The 17,480-nt window shown below is 72.1% G+C and carries 19 protein-coding genes, 1 tRNA gene and 1 pseudogene; 12 read left to right on the forward strand and 9 right to left on the reverse strand.

What is annotated here, in order from left to right; translation table 11 throughout:
• Positions 1-4 precede the first annotated feature (4 nt).
• The 10 genes from galU to ACFWWQ_RS15080 all read left to right on the forward strand — a co-directional run bounded on the left by galU (position 5) and on the right by ACFWWQ_RS15080 (position 7,219).
• Entirely contained in the window at positions 5-907 is a 903-nt protein-coding gene (gene galU, locus ACFWWQ_RS15035) for a UTP--glucose-1-phosphate uridylyltransferase GalU (protein WP_384595766.1), read from the forward strand.
• A 4-nt stretch (positions 908-911) separates the two neighbouring features.
• Positions 912-2,228: a gephyrin-like molybdotransferase Glp gene (glp, locus tag ACFWWQ_RS15040; RefSeq protein ID WP_384595769.1), complete on the forward strand. Its 1,317-nt coding sequence runs from the start codon at positions 912-914 to the stop codon at positions 2,226-2,228.
• Between the two features lie 59 nt (positions 2,229-2,287).
• Complete coding sequence (gene moaC / locus ACFWWQ_RS15045) at positions 2,288-2,770, forward strand: cyclic pyranopterin monophosphate synthase MoaC (protein WP_384595772.1); 483 nt, start codon at positions 2,288-2,290, stop codon at positions 2,768-2,770.
• Entirely contained in the window at positions 2,767-3,267 is a 501-nt protein-coding gene (locus ACFWWQ_RS15050; RefSeq protein WP_384595775.1) for a molybdenum cofactor biosynthesis protein B, read from the forward strand. Before moaC ends, ACFWWQ_RS15050 begins: the two co-directional genes overlap by 4 nt.
• Entirely contained in the window at positions 3,264-3,887 is a 624-nt protein-coding gene (locus ACFWWQ_RS15055) for a GNAT family N-acetyltransferase (RefSeq protein WP_384595923.1), read from the forward strand. The genes ACFWWQ_RS15050 and ACFWWQ_RS15055 overlap by 4 nt, the downstream gene beginning before the upstream one ends.
• 151 nt (positions 3,888-4,038) lie before the next feature.
• On the forward strand, positions 4,039-5,088 hold the full coding sequence (locus ACFWWQ_RS15060; protein WP_384595778.1) for a hypothetical protein: 1,050 nt from the start codon (positions 4,039-4,041) through the stop codon (positions 5,086-5,088).
• Between the two features lie 72 nt (positions 5,089-5,160).
• Positions 5,161-5,233, forward strand: a tRNA-Ala gene (locus tag ACFWWQ_RS15065).
• A gap of 195 nt (positions 5,234-5,428) precedes the next feature.
• Positions 5,429-6,082 carry a LysE family translocator gene (locus ACFWWQ_RS15070; RefSeq protein WP_384595782.1) on the forward strand — a complete coding sequence of 218 codons (654 nt, stop codon included), beginning with the start codon at positions 5,429-5,431 and terminating at the stop codon, positions 6,080-6,082.
• A 235-nt stretch (positions 6,083-6,317) separates the two neighbouring features.
• Positions 6,318-6,863 (forward strand): hypothetical protein, encoded by a 546-nt coding sequence (locus ACFWWQ_RS15075; protein ID WP_384595785.1) that lies wholly within the window; start codon positions 6,318-6,320, stop codon positions 6,861-6,863.
• Entirely contained in the window at positions 6,860-7,219 is a 360-nt protein-coding gene (locus tag ACFWWQ_RS15080) for a transcriptional regulator (protein WP_384595788.1), read from the forward strand. The genes ACFWWQ_RS15075 and ACFWWQ_RS15080 overlap by 4 nt, the downstream gene beginning before the upstream one ends.
• Positions 7,220-7,472: 253 nt before the next feature.
• On the opposite strand, the gene ACFWWQ_RS15085 is transcribed toward ACFWWQ_RS15080, so the two are convergent.
• The 6 genes and pseudogenes from ACFWWQ_RS15085 to ACFWWQ_RS15110 form a co-directional block, all read right to left on the reverse strand.
• The gene (locus ACFWWQ_RS15085; protein ID WP_384595791.1) at positions 7,473-8,756 is read right to left on the reverse strand and encodes a glycosyltransferase; all 1,284 of its coding nucleotides are present in this window, start codon (positions 8,754-8,756) and stop codon (positions 7,473-7,475) included.
• A gap of 369 nt (positions 8,757-9,125) precedes the next feature.
• Positions 9,126-9,917 (reverse strand): annotated as a pseudogene (locus ACFWWQ_RS15090) (MerR family transcriptional regulator); the annotation flags it as partial.
• A 408-nt stretch (positions 9,918-10,325) separates the two neighbouring features.
• Positions 10,326-10,724, reverse strand: a complete 399-nt coding sequence (locus ACFWWQ_RS15095) for a GntR family transcriptional regulator (RefSeq protein ID WP_384595794.1) — start codon at positions 10,722-10,724, stop codon at positions 10,326-10,328.
• A gap of 181 nt (positions 10,725-10,905) precedes the next feature.
• Positions 10,906-11,883, reverse strand: coding sequence for an ABC transporter permease subunit (locus tag ACFWWQ_RS15100; protein ID WP_384595797.1), 978 nt, complete (start codon positions 11,881-11,883; stop codon positions 10,906-10,908).
• Positions 11,884-11,933: 50 nt separating this feature from the next.
• On the reverse strand, positions 11,934-12,860 hold the full coding sequence (locus ACFWWQ_RS15105; RefSeq protein ID WP_384595801.1) for an ABC transporter ATP-binding protein: 927 nt from the start codon (positions 12,858-12,860) through the stop codon (positions 11,934-11,936).
• 129 nt (positions 12,861-12,989) lie between these two features.
• Complete coding sequence (locus tag ACFWWQ_RS15110) at positions 12,990-13,472, reverse strand: GNAT family N-acetyltransferase (RefSeq protein ID WP_384595926.1); 483 nt, start codon at positions 13,470-13,472, stop codon at positions 12,990-12,992.
• 157 nt (positions 13,473-13,629) lie between these two features.
• On the opposite strand from ACFWWQ_RS15110, the gene ACFWWQ_RS15115 reads away from it, so the two are divergent.
• Positions 13,630-14,433, forward strand: a complete 804-nt coding sequence (locus tag ACFWWQ_RS15115) for an exodeoxyribonuclease III (protein ID WP_384595804.1) — start codon at positions 13,630-13,632, stop codon at positions 14,431-14,433.
• A gap of 95 nt (positions 14,434-14,528) precedes the next feature.
• Here ACFWWQ_RS15115 and ACFWWQ_RS15120 read toward each other — a convergent pair whose 3' ends face one another.
• Together ACFWWQ_RS15120 and ACFWWQ_RS15125 are read right to left on the reverse strand one after the other, a co-directional pair.
• On the reverse strand, positions 14,529-14,738 hold the full coding sequence (locus ACFWWQ_RS15120; protein ID WP_384595808.1) for a DUF397 domain-containing protein: 210 nt from the start codon (positions 14,736-14,738) through the stop codon (positions 14,529-14,531).
• Positions 14,735-15,577, reverse strand: coding sequence for a Scr1 family TA system antitoxin-like transcriptional regulator (locus ACFWWQ_RS15125; RefSeq protein ID WP_384595812.1), 843 nt, complete (start codon positions 15,575-15,577; stop codon positions 14,735-14,737). Before ACFWWQ_RS15125 ends, ACFWWQ_RS15120 begins: the two co-directional genes overlap by 4 nt.
• Positions 15,578-16,056: 479 nt before the next feature.
• Between ACFWWQ_RS15125 and ACFWWQ_RS15130 the strand changes: the two genes are divergently transcribed.
• Entirely contained in the window at positions 16,057-16,602 is a 546-nt protein-coding gene (locus tag ACFWWQ_RS15130) for an NUDIX domain-containing protein (protein ID WP_384595816.1), read from the forward strand.
• Between the two features lie 17 nt (positions 16,603-16,619).
• On the opposite strand, the gene ACFWWQ_RS15135 is transcribed toward ACFWWQ_RS15130, so the two are convergent.
• Positions 16,620-17,426, reverse strand: coding sequence for a MerR family transcriptional regulator (locus ACFWWQ_RS15135; protein ID WP_384595819.1), 807 nt, complete (start codon positions 17,424-17,426; stop codon positions 16,620-16,622).
• Positions 17,427-17,480: the final 54 nt, after the last annotated feature.

A 17,480-nucleotide genomic window follows, 5' to 3' on the forward strand; every position in this document is an offset into this window, starting at 1 on the left:
GCGCATGACCCCATCGCACCCCCGGATCAGCAAGGCTGTCATCCCGGCGGCCGGCCTCGGCACCCGCTTTCTCCCCGCCACGAAGGCCACGCCCAAGGAGATGCTGCCGGTCGTCGACAAGCCCGCCATCCAGTACGTGGTGGAGGAGGCGGCCGCCGCCGGGCTCTCCGACGTCCTCATGGTGACCGGCCGCAACAAGCGGCCCCTGGAGGACCACTTCGACCGCAACTACGAGCTGGAAGAGGCGCTGCACCGCAAGGGCGACGAGTCCCGCCTCAGCAAGGTCCAGGAGTCCAGTGACCTGGCGACCATGCACTACGTCCGCCAGGGCGACCCCAAGGGCCTCGGCCACGCCATCCTCTGCGCCGCCCCGCACGTCGGCGACCAGCCCTTCGCCGTCCTCCTCGGCGACGACCTCATCGACCCGCGCGACCCGCTGCTCCAGCGCATGATCGACATACAGGAGCGGCACGGCGGCTCCGTCATCGCCCTCATGGAGGTCGACCCCGCCCAGATCCACCTCTACGGCTGCGCCGCCGCCATCCCCACGGGCGACGACGACGTGGTGGCCGTCTCCGACCTGGTCGAGAAGCCCGACGCGGAGCAGGCCCCCTCCCGCCTCGCCATCATCGGCCGCTACGTCCTCGACCCGGCGGTCTTCGACGTCCTGCGCGAGACCGCCCCCGGCCGCGGCGGCGAGATCCAGCTCACCGACGCCCTCCAGACGCTCGCCGCCGATCCGTCCCTGGGCGGCCCGGTGCACGGCGTCGTCTTCAAGGGCCGCCGCTATGACACCGGCGACCGAGGCGATTACCTCCGTGCCATTGTCAGACTGGCATGCGAACGTGAGGACCTGGGCCCGGAGTTCCGGACCTGGCTGCGCAGTTACGTCACCGAGGAGTTGTAGGGCCTTGAGCGGTACCACCGACCCGACCCGCCGTCCGCACCGTGTCTGGTCGGTGGCCGACCATCTCGACGACGTCCTCGCCAAGATCCGCCCCCTGGACCCGATCGAGCTGCACCTGCTCGACGCCCAGGGGTGCGTCCTGGTCGAGGACGTCACCGTCCCGGCCGCGCTCCCGCCGTTCGACAACAGCTCCATGGACGGCTACGCGGTCCGCGTAGCCGACGTCGAGGGCGCCACCGAGGAGTTCCCTGCCACCCTCACCGTCATCGGGGACGTCGCGGCGGGCAGCGGCGAGCTGCCCGCCGTCGGCCCCGGCGAGGCCGCCCGCATCATGACCGGCGCGCCCGTCCCGCCCGGCGCCGAGGCCGTCGTTCCCGTCGAGTGGACCGACGGCGGCAGCGGCGGCGGGCCCGCCGACTCCATGGCGGCCCGCGGCGCGTCCCCCGCGGGCGCCTCCGGTGAGGTCCGGGTGCACCGCCCGGCCGCCGCCCGCGCCCACATCCGCGCCGCGGGCAGCGACGTCACCGCAGGGGAGCGCGCGCTGCGCGCCGGTACGGTCCTCGGCCCACCGCAGATCGCCCTGCTCGCCGCCATCGGCCGCGGCACCGTCCGGGTCCGGCCCCGTCCCCGCGTCGTCGTCCTGTCGACCGGCAGCGAACTGGTCCAGCCCGGCGAGACGTTGGGCCCCGGCCAGATCCACGACTCCAACAGCTTCCAGCTCACCGCCGCCGCCCGGGACGCCGGAGCCATCGCCTACCGCGTCGGCGCCGTCGCCGACGACCCCGACACCCTCCGCGCCACCCTGGAGGACCAGTTCATCCGCGCCGACCTGCTGGTCACCAGCGGCGGCGTCAGCGTCGGCGCGTACGACGTGGTCAAGGAGACACTCACGGACCTCTCCGCCGAGGAGGGCACCGTCGAGTTCCGCAGGCTCGCCATGCAGCCCGGCAAGCCCCAGGGCTTCGGCCTGATGGGCCCCGACCGCATCCCGCTGCTCGCCCTCCCCGGCAACCCGGTCAGTGCGTACGTCTCCTTCGAACTGTTCGTCCGCCCCGCCATCCGTACGCTGATGGGCCTGCCCGACGTGCACCGCGCCACCGTCCCCGCCGAGTGCACCGAGGCGGTCACCGGCTCCCCGGCGGGCCGCCGCCAGTTCCTGCGCGGCTCCTACGACCGGGACGCCGGTACGGTCACCCCCGTCGGCGGCGCCGGATCCCACCTCATCGGCGCGCTCGCCCAGGCCAACGCCCTGATCGTCGTCCCCGAGGACACCACCGAGGTGGCGGTGGGCGACAGCGTCGAGGTCCTCCTGCTCGGGTAGCCGCCGGGCCCCGGGGGTACCGTGTCGTCGCACAAGCGGCAGCGCGGACCGGGAGAACCATGAGCAGCGGCCAGCAACACCTCACCCATCTCGACGCGGCGGGCGCCGCCCGGATGGTCGACGTCACGGCCAAGGACGTCACCGCCCGCACCGCCCGTGCCACCGGCCGCGTCCTGGTGTCGCCGCAGGTCATCGCGTTGCTCCGGGGCGAGGGCCTGCCCAAGGGCGATGCGCTGGCCACCGCCCGCATCGCCGGGATCATGGGCGCCAAGCGCACCCCGGAGCTGATCCCGCTCTGCCACCCCCTCGCCGTCTCGGGCGTCACCGTCGACCTCACCGTCGCCGACGACGCCGTCGAGATCGCCGCCACGGTCCACACCACCGACCGCACCGGCGTCGAGATGGAGGCCCTCACCGCGGTGTCCGTCGCCGCGCTCACCGTCGTCGACATGGTCAAGGCCGTCGACAAGGCGGCCGTGATCTCCGACGTCCGGGTCGAGACGAAGACCGGCGGCAAGTCCGGCGACTGGAGCCGCGGATGACCGCCCCGCGCGCCCTCGTCATCACCGCTTCCCGCCGTGCGGCCGCCGGTGTCTACCCCGACAAGGGCGGCCCGCTGCTCGTCGAGGGGCTGACGGCCATGGGCTTCACGGTCGACGGCCCGCGCGTCGTCCCGGACGGCGACCCCGTCGAACAGGCCCTCCGCGAGGCCGTCGCCGCCGGGTACGACGCCGTCGTCACCACCGGCGGCACCGGCATCTCGCCCACCGACCGCACCCCCGAGGCCACCCGCGCCGTCCTTGACCGCGACATCCCCGGCATCCCGGAGGCGCTGCGCGCCGCGGGCCGCGAGTCCGTCCCCACCGCGGCTCTCTCCCGCGGTCTGGCCGGGGTCGCCGGTGCCACCCTCATCGTCAACCTCCCCGGCTCGACCGGCGGCGTACGCGACGGCCTCGCCGTCCTCGCCGGCCTCCTGCCGCACGCCGTCGACCAGATCCGCGGCGGCGACCACCCCGGACCCCCGCGGAGCACCCACTGAACGCGCCCTGGCCGGTCGTCCTCACGGACAACGACGTCATCCTCCGGCCGATAAAACTGCGCGACCAGCGCGCCTGGCGCGAGGTCAACCGCCGTAACCGCGACTGGCTGCGCCCCTGGGAGGCGACGGTCCCGCCGCCCCCACCCGGCATCCCCGTACCGCACCGCCCGACCTACCGTCAGATGGTCCGCCATCTGCGGGCCGAGGCGTACGCGGGCCGGATGCTGCCGTTCGTCGTCGAGTACCAGGGCCGTCTGGTCGGCCAGCTCACCATTGCCGGGATCACCTGGGGCTCGATGTGCTCGGGCCATATCGGCTACTGGGTCGACCGCGAGGTCGCCGGCCGCGGCGTCATTCCGACCGCCGTCGCGCTCGCCGTCGACCACTGCTTCCGCAGCGTGGGGCTGCACCGTATCGAGGTGTGCATTCGCCCCGAGAACGCGCCCAGCCGCCGGGTGGTGGAGAAACTCGGATTCCGCGAGGAGGGGCTGCGCCCGCGCTATCTGCACATCGACGGCGCCTGGCGTGACCACGCGGTATTCGCCCTGACCGCGGAAGAGGCGCCCGAAGGCATGCTGAACCGCTGGCGACGGCAGAAGCCCAGCACATCCCACAAATGAAATACCTGTTCGAATTAATCCACCGAATGGCCACATGCGGAGAGTGCTGATCTCAACAATCACAAAAAAAGTTCGAGATATCAGCCAGATCGTGCGACACGCCGGCTCAATTGGCGGATGGCCCCGCGCAAACCCCTCTACCGTGTGAGTCGTGAGAAGCAGCGGCCTCATCTACGCAGTCATCGTCGGGGCCTGGGCTGCCTACTTGGTGCCGATGTGGCTCCGTAGGCAGGACGAGCTGAACGAAGCGCGTCCCACGGAGCGCTTCAGTACGGCCATCCGGCTCCTCTCCGGCCGTGCGGCCATGCAGCGCCGCTACGACAAGGAGCAGGACGACCTCGCCGACGATGCCGCCGACGAGCAGGAACCGGACCACCGGCCCGACGAGGCCGACGTCCGGCCCCCCGGAGAACCCGCGGCCGACCCCCGCACCCGGGTCGCCGCCCACCCGCCGCGCCCCTCGCTCACGGAGCGCGCCAAGCGGGCCAAGGTCCTCGCCCGCCGTCGGCGCACCATCACGGTCCTCTTCCTCGCCTTCACCGTCGGCGCGGTCGTCGCCGCGGTCGGCGGCACCGCCTTCCTCTGGGCCCCCGCCGCCCCCGCCCTCCTCCTGAGCGCGTACATCGTCTACCTCCGCACCCAGGAGCGCCGCCGCTTCACCTTCACCATGGACCAGCGCAAGGCGGAGGCGGCGGCGCAACGGCTGCGGGAAGGCCGCCCCCGCCCTCCGCGGGCGGCCGACCAGCCGCCCGCCGCAGACCACCCGGCCGACCCCGTCGCTGACGCCCCGGCCGAACCCCACCCGGAGCCGCGCCCCGAGCCCGCCCAGACGGCCGGCCGCCGCGCGCTCGTGGAGGAGACCGACCACGCCGAGTGGGTCGACCAGCAGCGCGAGCGGGAGCGCCCGCACCCGGCGTCCGGCAGCTGGGAGCCGGTCCCCGTACCGCTCCCCACCTACGTCACCGCGCCCGTGGCCCCCCGCGCCACCAGCCACGTCGACCTCGACGCCGACGACGCCTGGAGCTCCGCCCGCTCCAGCGCCGCCGCCGAGCACCCCGAGTCGCAGCGCCAGGAGCAGCCCGCCCCGTCCCGCCGTCCCCGGGGCCGCACCCCGCTGTTCGATCAGTACGCCTCCCCGGCGCCCGCCGGCCACGACGCCGCCCCGGACGACTACGACCGGCCGCGCGCCGCGAACGAGTAGCCCCCCGCTGACCAGCACAGGAAGCGATTTCCGGGCACCGCCATCGGGATGCTAGAGTTTCACACGTCGCAAGGGCCTGTGGCGCAGCTGGTAGCGCACCTCGTTCGCAACGAGGGGGTCAGGGGTTCGAATCCCCTCAGGTCCACCGACGTCAGAGCCCCTGCCGGAGAGATCCGGTGGGGGCTCTTTCGTGTCGTACAGCAGCGAAGTGCAGCAACTACTCGGGATCCGCCTGGTTGCCGAGGTGTTTGCCGAGCTTCCGTTGCTGGAGGTCGCGGACAGCGTGGGACGTGTTGAGTTCGACGAGGGGGCTTCTGGACCAAGCTCCTGACTTGTTGAGTTGAGTGGGGTTCTCGGTGTGTCGGCGGTGGCGCTGGGCGTGGTGCTCACGCCCGGGCCGAACATGATCTATCTGGTCTCCCGCAGGATCACGCAGGGGCGGCGGGCCGGGATGATCTCGCTGGGCGGGGTGGCGCTGGGCTTCCTGGTGTATCTCATCGCCGCCAGCCTGGGCCTGTCGGTCGTCTTCCTCGCCGTGCCCGAGCTGTACGTCGCGGTGAAGCTGGCGGGCGCCGCCTACCTCGCCTACCTGGCGTGGAACGCCCTGAAGCCGGGTGGCCTCGCGGTCTTCGCGCCGCAGGAGGTGCCGCGCGATGCGCCGCGCAAGCTCTTCACCATGGGGCTGATGACCAACCTGCTCAACCCGAAGATCGCCGTCATGTACCTCTCGCTCATACCGCAGTTCATCGACCTGGACGAGGGGCATGTGCTGCTCCAGGGGCTCGCCCTCGGTGCGGTCCAGATCGTGGTCAGCGTCGCCGTGAACCTCGCCCTCGTCCTGACCGCCGGTGCGATAGCCGCCTTCCTCGCCCGCCGCCCCTCCTGGCTGAAGCTCCAGCGGTACGTGAGGGGCGGGGTGCTGGGGATGCTTGCGGTCACGTTGGCCGCGGACACCTCGGGTCCGGTCAGCGCGGGTCCGGCCAGCGCGGGGTAGGGCGAGTCGAAGCGGGCTGGGGCGAGTCGAAGCGGGCTGGGGCGAGTCGAAGCGGGCTGGGGTGAGTCGAAGCGGGCTGGGGTGAGTTGGGGTGTGGTGTGTCTGATCGCCCACCTGTCAGTCCTCCCTCCTATATTCTCTTCAGGAAAGTACTTTCCGCAGTGGAAAGTACTTGGCAGGGTGGGGTTGTACGGCGAAGTGCGGCGCCCGGTTGGGGCGTCGGGGAGAGGGGACGGTGAGCGTGATGGCGGCGCGGGAGGACACACCGGTTGTGGCGGGCGACGGAGCGGGCGTTTCGGCTCTGGACGCGATGGGCGGGCTGCGGGAGGTGGAGGCGGCCCGGGTGCGGGCCGGACTCCGGGCGAGGCTCTTCCCTTGGTGGTACGGCCCGGTGCTCGCGTTGGTCGTGGCGGTGCCCGGTGTCGTGCAGAGCTGGAGCGTGGGGCGGCGCGGGTACCCGGTCCTGGTGTCCCTGCTGGTCTGGTGCGTAGGGATGGCGCTGCTCCTCGTGATGCGGCAGTTCGGCGCGCGCAGCACGGGAGTGGTGGTGTCGGAGTCCTTGTCGGACCGACTGCGGCGGAACCGCCTCTGGCTGCTGGCCGCCTTTGTGGGGTGCGGGGCGACATGGGGTGTGGGGCTGTTGCTCGGGGCCGGGGAGTCCGCGCTGCGCCTCGCGGCGTCCGTGGTCGCGGGCCTCTTCATATGGGGCCTGTTCGCATGGCGCAACGCCACCGTCCGGCGGGAGTTGTCGCAGCTGCGGGATGCTCCGGGGGCGGCGTGAGCGGCGATGCGGGCCCCGGAGCATCCGGAGCTCCGCAACTGGACGCGGCGATCCACCAGCCGACGCGGCTGACGGTGGTGGCCTTCCTCTCGGCCTGTGACGAGGCGGAGTTCGCCGCCGTACGCGACTGCTGTCAGGTGTCCGACTCGGTGCTCAGCAAGGCCGCGTCGGCGCTGGAGGCGGCCGGATACGTCGACATCCGCAAGGGGTACGTGGGTAAGCGCGCCCGCACTTGGCTCTCCCTCACCGACGCCGGGCACTTGGCGCTCACCGGTCACCTGGCGGCGCTCCAGGGGATCGCGGATACGGCCCGGAGCGCGGGCACTCGGGCGCGCGCCGGTGGGGCGGGGGAGTAGCTGGGGGCGAGTTGGCCGGGCCTGGTGTGACCGCGCCTGGCGCGGCTTGGTCCTGCCAGGCCCGCTCTGGTGCGATCTGGCCTCGTGCGATCGGGTCCGGTGCGGTGTGGCCTCGTGCGGTCCGGTCCGGCCTGGATCGGTGTGATCCGGACCCGCTCTGCCCGGACCCGCTCTGCCCGTCCTGGCTCTGCCCGGACCCGCTCTGCCCGGCCTGGCCCGGTGCGGCCTCGTGCGATCCGGAGCGGGCGGTAGGTCAGTCGGCCAGGCGCGCCACCGCGGAGACGACGGCGGCGATGCCGTCCTCCGTCGCCATCCGGCGGGCGGCGTCGGCGGCGCGGGTGCGGTGTGTGGGCTCGGTGGTGGCCCGGATGAGTGCCGCGGCCAGTCGGTCGGCGGACTCGTCGTCGGAGAGGTCGGCGAACGGGATCGGGGGTGTGGCCGCCCCCAGTGTGGCCAGGCGGCCGGCCCAGAACGGCTGGTCGGCGGTGACCGGTACGGGCACGCTCGGGACGCCCGCGCGGAGAGCGGCGGCCGAGGTGCCGGCGCCCGCGTGGTGCACCACCACCGCGGTGCGGGGGAAGAGCAGGGCGTGCGGGCCCTCTCCGATGGTGAGGACGTTGGACGCGGTGTGCACGGTGTGCGGGGGAGGCCCGGAGGTGTCCGGGGCGGCCAGGCCCGCGTTGCCCGACTGGAGGATGCCGCGGACCTTGGCGCGGCGTAGGGCCCGTACGGCGAGGGCGCCGAGACGTTCGCCCTCGCCGGATGCCATGCTGCCGAAGCCGATGAAGACCGGGGGCGGGCCGTCGGCCAGGAAGTCTTCGAGGTCGGGCGGGAGTTGGGCGTCGGGGGCGTGCCAGGGCCACCAGTTGCCGACGACGTCGAGGCCCGGGCGCCAGTCGGCGGGCCGTGGCAGCAGGACCTCGCTGAAACCGTGCAGCACCCGCGGCCGGGCCGCTTCGGTGCGGCGGCGGACGGCGCCCGGGGTGGCGGGCGGCAGGCCGAGGCGGGCGCGGAGGGCGCGGGTCGCGTCGGCGTGGAGCCGGTCGACGATGCGTGGGGCGAGGCGGCCCGCGAGGAGGTTGCCCCAGCGGCCCAGGTTCCGCCCGCCGGCCACTACGGGGGCGAACTCCCTTGTGGGTGCGGTGGGTTGGAGGGAAAGGCCCAGCGCGGGGATGTCGTGCGCCTCGCAGAGGTGGCGGCCGAGCGGGGCGGTGGTCGTGGAGAGCAGTAGCAGTTCCGTGCCCGGGGTGACGGCGTCGGCCATGCCCGCCCCCAGTTCGTCGATGAACGCGGCGGCGGTGCGCATCAGGGCCCGTTGGCCACCGTGCCCGGCACCGGGACCGGCGCCGCCCGGACGCCGGGCGTGTGGATCGGCGGGCAGTCGCCGGAACTCCGGCCCGGCGGCGCGGACGAGCGGGGCGAAGGTGTCGTGTGTGGCGATCGCCACGTCGTGACCTGCTGCGATGAGGGCGGCGCCGATACCGGTGTACGGGGCGATGTCGCCGTACGAACCGGCGGCGGTGATGAGGATCTTCATGGCGTTGGCCTTCCGTGCGGGCGACGTCCGGAACGGGAGAAGTGGGGAGAGGGCGGCGGGAGAGGGCAGCGGGGGGAGCGTGAGGTGTGGTGCGGACAGTTGGCTCGCGGGTGCCGGGTGCCGGGTGCCGGGTGCCGGGTGCCGGGTGCCGGGTGTCCGGAAGGCGCGGGCCAGGCGTCAGGGCCCAGGCGTGGGGCCGGACGGTGGCGCGGACGCCGAGCCGGAGGACGCCGAGCCGGAGGACGACGAGCCGGAGGACGACGGCGGTCCGGAGGACGGAGGGCCCGCCGGTCCGGACGCCGGTCCGGCGTCCCCATCCACCGACGGTGAAGCCGTCCCCGCCCCCACCGACGGTGAAGCCGCTTCCACCTCCACCGACGGCCCAGCCGTCCCCGCCCCCCGCACCGCATTGGCGCATATGGCCGTATGCACATACAACGCCAGCCCCGGGCGCTGCTCCGACGGGGGAACAAGGAGGGCGAAGGCGCGGGGGTCGGTGAGGAAGTCGTCGGCGATGCGGGTGTGCATGTCGGTGGGGCAGGGGGTGAACCAGTGGCTGATGTGGGCGCGGTGTTCCTCGGCCAGGTCCATCGCCGTCGGGCCGTCCGGGGGTTCCTCGGCGTCGTAGGCGGCGAGCAGGCGGGTGCGCCAGGCGGCCGCCTCGGCCATGAGGCGGGCCCAGTCCTCCTTGGTGTGGGAGTCGGCGCGGGCCATCGCGCGTTGATGGGCCGCGCTGTGGTGCCATTTGTGCTGGGCGTCGGTGGCGTAACTGAGGTCGAAGGCGACCTCGCCGAACACCTCGAACCGTTCGTCGGGCGTCAGCCGTACGCCGGTCTGCTGGACCTCCATGGCCCGCTCGGCGACCTCGACCAGGCGGCCGAGGCGGGTGATCTCCTCGGTGAGACGGCGGTGGCGGGCGCGCAGCCGGCCGAGGAGGTCGGCGTCCGGGCCCTGGAGGAGGGTGGCGATCTCGTCGAGCGGGAAACCCAGCTCGCGGTAGAAGAGGATCTGCTGGAGCCGGGCGAGGTCGGCGTCGTTGTAGAGGCGGTACCCGGCCGGGCTGCGGTCGCCCGGGCTGAGCAGTCCGGCCTTGTCGTAGTGGTGCAGGGTGCGCACCGTGATGCCCGCGAAGCGGGACACCTGGCCGACCGTGTAGCTCATCGCGGTGCCTTCCGTCATGGCTCCTCGCGGCGGAGCCCCGGACCCACTCGTAGGGGCCCGGGGCGAGCCGCCCCCCGTCACCCGCACAGGGTGCGCCCTGACGCGACGTAAGGGTCAAGCGGGAGCGCCCCGGGGGAGCGGGAGCGGCCCGGAAGCGGGCCACCGGGAAACGGGAACGCTCCGGGAAGCCGAACGCCCCCGGAAGCATCCCAGGGAAGAAGCCGCCCCCCCCGGAAGCACCCCAGGGAAGCGGAACGCCCCCGAGAGCGGCGCGCTCTCAGGGGCGGTGCGACGGGGAGAGGGCCCCGGCGCCGGGAGGCTCCAACGGCGGGAGGGCCCCGACGCCGGGAGGCCCGACGCCGGGACGTCCCACCCGGCCCGGTGCACCACCTTCCCCCGGAGGGTGCCTCAGCCACTCTCCGGATACGTGTCCTGCACCACGGAGTTGAGCACCGCCTGGGTGTCCTCGCGGGTGAGACCGGCGGTGCGGGCCCGGCTCATCCAGGCGCGCAGTTCCTCGCGGAGCTGGGTGTCGGCCGCGGACTGGGGGCGGGCCAGGGTGCGGCTGACGAAGGTGCCGAGGCCGGGCCGCGGCTCGACCAGGCCCTCGCGCTCCAGCTCGCGGTATGCCTTCAGCGTGGTGTTCGGATTGACCTTGGTGGTGGCCGCGACCTGCGCCGCGGTCGGCAGACGGTCGCCCTCGACCAGGGTGCCCAGCCGCAGCGCCTGCTGCACCTGCTGGACGATCTGGAGGTAGGTGGCCACGCCACTGCGCCGGTCGATCCGGAACTCGACCACGCTCACCACCTCTCCGACTCTTCCGCCCGTCGCGGCCCGCCGGCCCCGTGCGGGCCCGGGCGCCCCCACTGCCACCGTATGCCGTGGGAGCCGGACTCCGTACGGTCCGACCGATTGATGATGGTGCGACCACTACCGGGTGTCAAAGCGCGGCACGGCAGGTGACCGGGGGCGACGGTCCGGTCGGCGCTCAGAGCGGCCGCCGGCGGGCACGCCAGACGACGAACCCGAGGATCAGCGCGCTCGCCGCCAGCAGGATGAGCGCCCCCCGCCACTGCATGCCCGCCATCTGGTCGAAGCTGAAGTAGTCGGTGACGTCCTGGGTGATGCCCATCTTGGCCCGGCACGCGTCGATGGCGGCTTCGGTGGGTTCGTTGACGCAGGTGCCGATGCCGTAGAGCCTGCCGTCGGCGGTGGCGATCCAGTTGTCCATGTAGATGGAGTCCGCCGCGATCTGCGGTGTCTGGTGGAGCGGGGCGAACGCGTGCCGCAGCTGGGCCAGGCGCTCGGGGACACGGTCCCAGACGATGCTGAACGCGCCCATGAAGACGATGAGGGCGACCATCGAGGTGAGTATCCGCTTGAGGAGCATGCCGAGGGCGATGCCGCAGACCGCGAAGAAGAGCGCCTTGGCCGGCAGCATCGGGCCGGTGACGTCGTACGGGCCGCTCATCAGCCAGTCGCCGTGGAACGCGAGGGTGCGGGCCGGGACCCACATCCACCGGAACGTCATCGACAGCGTGGTGGTGCAGACCGCGACGAGGGCCAGGGGCAGCGCGAGCGTCGCGGCGATCCACCGGCCGCGGCTGACGGACTGCGTGGTGACCAGCCGGATCGTGCCGTGCTCCTGCTCCCCGGCGATCAGCGGGGCGCCGAGGAAGAGACCGATGAGCGCGGGCAGGAACTGCAGCAGCGTGACGCCGCCCTCGAAGGCCGTGCCGAACTCCTCGCCGAACTTCGTGCCCGCATCGCCGCCGGCCCGGGCGCCGTGCTGCTGGAGGAAGTCGACCACGGCGAAGTGCTGGTACACGAAGTACGCGGAGACCAGCACGGTAATGGCGAGGCCGCAGGCCAGGGCCGCACGGTGCCGGCGCCAGACCAGCCAGGGCAGGCCGTGCAGCAGCCCGCCGGAGGCGGCAGGGGCGCGGCCGGTGGTGGTGTCACTCATGCGGGTGTTCCGCTCGGGGTGGGGGCGATGCTCCGCCCGGGTGTCCGTGGTCATGCGGCACGTCCGGCGCGGCCGTCGAGACGGGCCTCGTCCGCGATCAGGTTGGGCGCCTGCGGCGACCGCAGATACGCCAGCAGCACCTCCTCCAGGCCCGGCACCTGTAGGTCCCAGCTGTCGGAGAGCGGCGCGCCGGGGCGGATCAGGGCGGTGAACTGCCGCCCGGTGACGCGGGATTCGACGACGGTGTGGTGGCGTGACAGCTCGTCCGGGACGCCGTCGCCGGAGGCCACGCCCGTCACCAGGGAGTGTGCGGGGACCAGTTCGTCGGTCGGGCCGCCCATCCGGAGCCGGCCTTCCGAGAGGACGAGGAGGAAGTCACACATGTCCTCCATCTCGGAGAGCATGTGGGACGACATCAGGACGGTCGTGCCGTGCTCGGCGGCCTCGGACATCAGCAGCCCGGCCATCTCGTGGCGGGCCAGCGGGTCCAGGTCGGCCATCGGCTCGTCGAGCAGCAGCAGGTCGGGCCGCTTGCCGAAGGCCAGCGCGAAGGCGACGCGGGTGCGCTGGCCGCCGGAGAGGGTGCCGACCTTGGCGGTGAACGGGACGTTGCCCGACTTCACGATCCGCTCGGCCAGGGCCTGGTCCCAGTTGGGGTTCAGCTCGCGGCCCATCCGCAGCGTCTCGGCCACCGTGAAGCGCGGGTAGAGCGGCTTGTCCTGGGCGAGGAACGCGATCCGCTTCAGGGCGGCCGGGTCGGAGACCGGCACCCCGAACAGCCGCAGCGAGCCGGCGGACGGCTGCACCAGCCGCGTCGTGGTCCCCAGGAAGGTGCTCTTGCCGGCGCCGTTGGGCCCGACCAGCGCGCAGATACGCCCTGCCGGGAGCCGGAACGAGCAGTCCTGAAGCGCCCAGCCGCGGCGGTACTTCTTCCCCAGACCGTCGGCCTCGATCGCCCATGGGCTCTGGTTGCTCACCCGGCTCACCCCTTTAGCTAGTTGATTAGTGGAATGAGTATGGAGAGCTGGACGGAGACCTGTCAAACAGGGGTGACGAGTGGGGGTGACTAAGGGGAAGGAGGTAGGAGGAGAAGGCGGCGGGCGGCCCTACACCAGCGCCTTCCGCATGCACCGGCTGTCGTCGTACGTCCGGAACTCCCCGAACTTCTCCGGCTCGGGGACCATCAGATACCCGCAGGACGCGTACAGAGACAGCGCCTCCGGCTGTTCGGTGCCGGTCTCCAGCACCATCCGGGTGCGGCCCGCCGCCCGTGCGTCGGCCTCCAGGGCGGCCAGGATGCGCCGGGCGAGACCGCGTCCCCGGGCCTCCTCGATCACGAACATCCGCTTGATCTCGGCGTCCCCGGCGGCGTACCCCTTGGCGGCGTCCTCCTCGGTCCGCCAGCCGCCGGTGGCCACCGGCCGGCCGCCGTCGTACGCGAGCAGGTACATGCCGCGCGGCGGGACGAACATCGCGGCGTCGAGCGGTGTGAAGTCCGTCTCGCCGTAGCGGCGGACGTACTCCTGCTGCACCAGCGCGTCGAGGATCACCGCGTCGGGGTGGTCGTAGCGAGCGGGCTGTATCTCCACACCGGTCTTCATTCCGGAAAGCGTACGGCGCACCCGCCGTACCGGGCGAGTGGCTTTGCGGTCGGGCCCCGCGGGCCGGTTATCGTCGGGACGCTCACCGTGACGACCGGGAACGCGTGGGACTGCCGCCGCCGCTTGTGAACCTGAGGAGCCCGCCTTGCTCACCGTGACCACCGTGAACGTGAACGGCCTGCGCGCCGCCGCCAAGAAGGGCTTCGTGCCGTGGCTGGCGGAGACCGCCGCGGACGTGCTCTGCCTCCAGGAGGTCCGCGCGGAGACCGCCCAGATCCCCGCGGAGGTCCGCGAGCCCGAGGGCTGGCACGTCGTGCACGCCCCCGCCGAGGCGAAGGGGCGCGCGGGCGTGTCGCTCTACACGCGGCGGGAGCCGGACGCCGTACGGGTGGGCTTCGGGTCGACGGAGTTCGACGCCGGCGGCCGCTACGTGGAGGCCGATCTGCCCGGTGTGACGGTGGCCTCGCTCTACCTCCCGTCCGGCGAGGTCGGCACCGAGCGCCAGGACGAAAAGGAACGCTTCCTGAAGGAATTCCTGCCGTACCTGACCGGTCTGCGCGCCCGCGCGGCGGCCGAGGGCCGCGAGGTGCTGGTTTGCGGCGACTGGAACATCGCCCATCAGGAAGCCGACCTGAAAAACTGGAAGGCCAACCAGAAGAAGTCCGGCTTCCTCCCCGAGGAGCGCGCCTGGCTGACCGAGGTCCTGTCGGAGACCTCCGGCGGCTACGTCGACGTCGTCCGCGCCCTGCACCCGGACACCGACGGCCCGTACTCCTGGTGGTCCTACCGCGGCCGCGCCTTCGACAACGACGCGGGCTGGCGCATCGATTACCACATGGCCACCACGGGCCTCGCCCGCCGCGCGACCAAGGCATTCGTGGAACGCGCGGAGAGCTATGACACCCGGTGGAGCGATCATGCGCCGGTGACGGTGGTGTACGGGGACTGAGGGCGTCCCCGTCCCAACGGGACACCGCGCTACGCGACGCGCCCCCGCACCGGCTCGGTCGCCGGTACGGGGGCGCGCTTTCGCGTATACGGGGGTCAGGCGCCGAACTGCCCACCCTTGACCGCGCCGATGAAGCTTGCCCAGGCGTGTGCGTTGGGGGTGAGTATCGCGCTGTCCGTCAGCTTGCTGTCGCGGACGGGGACGATGTGGGTCGCCGTGGCGGAGGCGGGGGACCACTCCAGGCAGTTGCCGCCGTCTTGGCTGCTGTAACTGGACTTAACCCAGGAGGGGTTCGGCGGGGTCACAATGCCTCCATGTGATGTCGGATCATCTGGGCGGACGCGTCACGGGATAGAGCGGAAGCCGTGAGGACATCGTAAGACCGCGACAGATGCCGAACTTCCGACGGTTCGTCGATGATGGCGCCTGACCGGATGCCTTCCGTGTAGACCACGGGCGGGCCGTCCGCAGTGGTGAGGATCGACAGGGTGCCGTCCATCAGTCCGTGCGTGCCCGCAGCGAGTGGAAGCACTTGGAGAACCGTGGTGGGGTGCGTCGTGTGCTCCAGGAGCACGGCTAGTTGCTCTCGCATCACTTCGCGGCTTCCAACTACGCGCTGAATGACCGACTCGCAGAGGATCACGGAGAAGTCCGGAGGCGTGCTGCCGGTCAGGATCTGTTGCCGAGCGATGCGGGTGCGCACCTTGTTCACCAACTCGGTGTCACTGGCCCGAGGGTCACCTTCGCGGAAGAGAGACCGTGCGTAGTCAGGAGTCTGGAGCAGGCCCGGGACGACGGTGGGAGACCATTCGGCGATGACGACGGCCTTCGTTTCCCATTCGATCCGTTGCCGTGAATGTGCCGGGAACGCCTGCGCATGGATCTCTTCGTACAGCCGCTTGAACAGGCCGTCCGTTGCAAATACCTGGTCCAGGAGCGGTGGGAGCCCCGGGGGGACCGGACCTACGCAGTTCTCCACCCGGGAAATGGTGCTCTTGGAAACGCGCACCAACCGGCCCAGGTCGGTCTGCGTCAACGGCCCGCTCGGATACAGCTCGCGAGCGCTCTTGCACTCCTCTGCGAACTCCTTGCGCGGGTCCCGCACACCCTCGGTGTCCGCCGCGCTGTCAGTTTCTCCACTCATTTTTCCCCCTGACCACCGGTCTGGTCACGAATTTCCGAGGGCGCCACTACCTGCGGTGAACGGCGCGCACATATGTCGTCGTGACCACTGCACAGGTTGGGCGCTGAAACCCTCCCCAGCGTAGCCAGGAATGCCCCAGCCTTGTGAGCAGTCGACCGCACAGCGTGAGCTCGCGGTGGTGAATGCTCGGCGCGTTTCCGGAGGAATGCGCCCCCACAGTCCGGCAGAGGAGGCGGGCCCATGGGAATGCAGGCGCAGAATCCGAGCCCGGCAAGGCAGTTGCCCGTGAACGTTCATGAAGGGGTCGCCGCGTCGCCTGCCGATGTGCCCGAGCCGGAGCCTGTCCCCGCGCCGGAGTGCGACGTGTGCCAACTGTGCGCCCAGGACCGGGAGGACGCCCGTACCCACGGACGCACCCTGACGGTCCGGAGCTGCAACGCCGTGATTGCCGGACACCCCCACCAACGGAAGGCGAATCAATGACCACCACGGACGCCCCGATGACGCAGGCGACCGAAGCGGGTGCCGTCACCCGTGAGATGACCGACTATCTCCGTGAACACCCAGAGGAACAGGGGGCGTTGATGACGTTGTACGACGCCTTGTGTGATCACGCGCGGCGGGGGCGTTGTCCGCACGGTGGGCGGTGTCCGGAGATTCTCGCCGGGGCGCTGCTGCTCGATGAGCGGGGGCGTGTGCTGCTGCTCCGTCACGGCAGCCGCTGGGCGTTTCCCGAAGGGGCGCCACAGCCCGGGGACCTCAGCCTCCGTGACACCGCGTACGCGCTGCTCCGCGAGTTCGGCGGCGTCCGGGAGGCGTGGGCGCCGGGGGTGGCGGAGGGGCCCGTGATGATCGACGTCACGCAGGGCAGGCCGGTCCGTGTCGGCTTCCGGTACCTCTTCGTCACCCATGGCGGCGCCGTTCCCTCCGTCGTTCTGGCCCGTGGTCTCGCGCGCTGGGCCGCCCTCGGTGAGATCGACGGCCGTATCGCCGCCCGGCTCCGCCCCTTCGTTGCCGCGGTCTGACGTGCGGCTTCCCCGCGCTATCCGTCCGCGCCTCCCGCCCGGGCCGCCTGCTCGCCGTCCCCGCCCCCCGTCTCCCCCCGCAGCCAGCAGTCCAGCTCCGTGCGGACGCGGCGGTCCATCGCCATGGTGATCTCCGCGTCGATGACGGCCTGGAAGACGGGGTGGAGTTCCTCGACGGTGTGGGCGAGGTGGTCGATGTCCTGGGGGGTGGGGGGTGTGCCCGTGGGCGGGTCGACGAGGTGGGTGCGGATCAGGGTGCTCGCGATGGCGGCGACGGCGTCGGCGTGGGTGCGGACGGCGCGGCCCGCCTCCAGGACGGCGGCGAGCGGGATGCCCCGGGCGACGAGGGTGGTGGAGGCGTCCAGGAGGCGGCGGCTGGTGTGCACGAACTCGTCGCCGTCCACCGCGAGATAGCCGATGTCGAGGGAGGCGGCGAGGTTTTCGGCGGTGGAGTCGCCGCTGTAGTGGTCGGCCAGTTCCTCGGGGGTGAGACGGACCGGGGTCTCGTCCGACCAGGGGGTCACGAACGTCGCGCCCAGGCCCAGGAGTTCGCCGACGTCGCGGCCGCTCTCGAAGGCGGCGAGGAGTTCGGTGATGCCGCCGAGGGTGTGGCCGCGCTCCAGGAGGGCGGCGATGGAGCGGAGCCGGGCGAGGTGGTGCTTGTTGTACCAAGCTATACGGCCCTCGCGGCGCGGCGGCGGGATCAGTTTGCGTTCGCGGTAGAAGCGCAGCGTCCGGACGGTGATACCGGCTTCGGCGGCCAGCTCTGCCATCCGGTACTCGCGCTGTTTGTGCTGGTCGTTCGGGTTCTCGTTCGCGGCCACCCGGTCACCCTATGCGCGGCGCGGACGGCGGCTCCGGGTGCAACCGGGCGGTAA

Source organism: Streptomyces sp. NPDC059080 (assembly GCF_042739975.1).
In the GTDB taxonomy this organism is placed as follows: Bacteria; Actinomycetota; Actinomycetes; order Streptomycetales; family Streptomycetaceae; genus Streptomyces; species Streptomyces benahoarensis.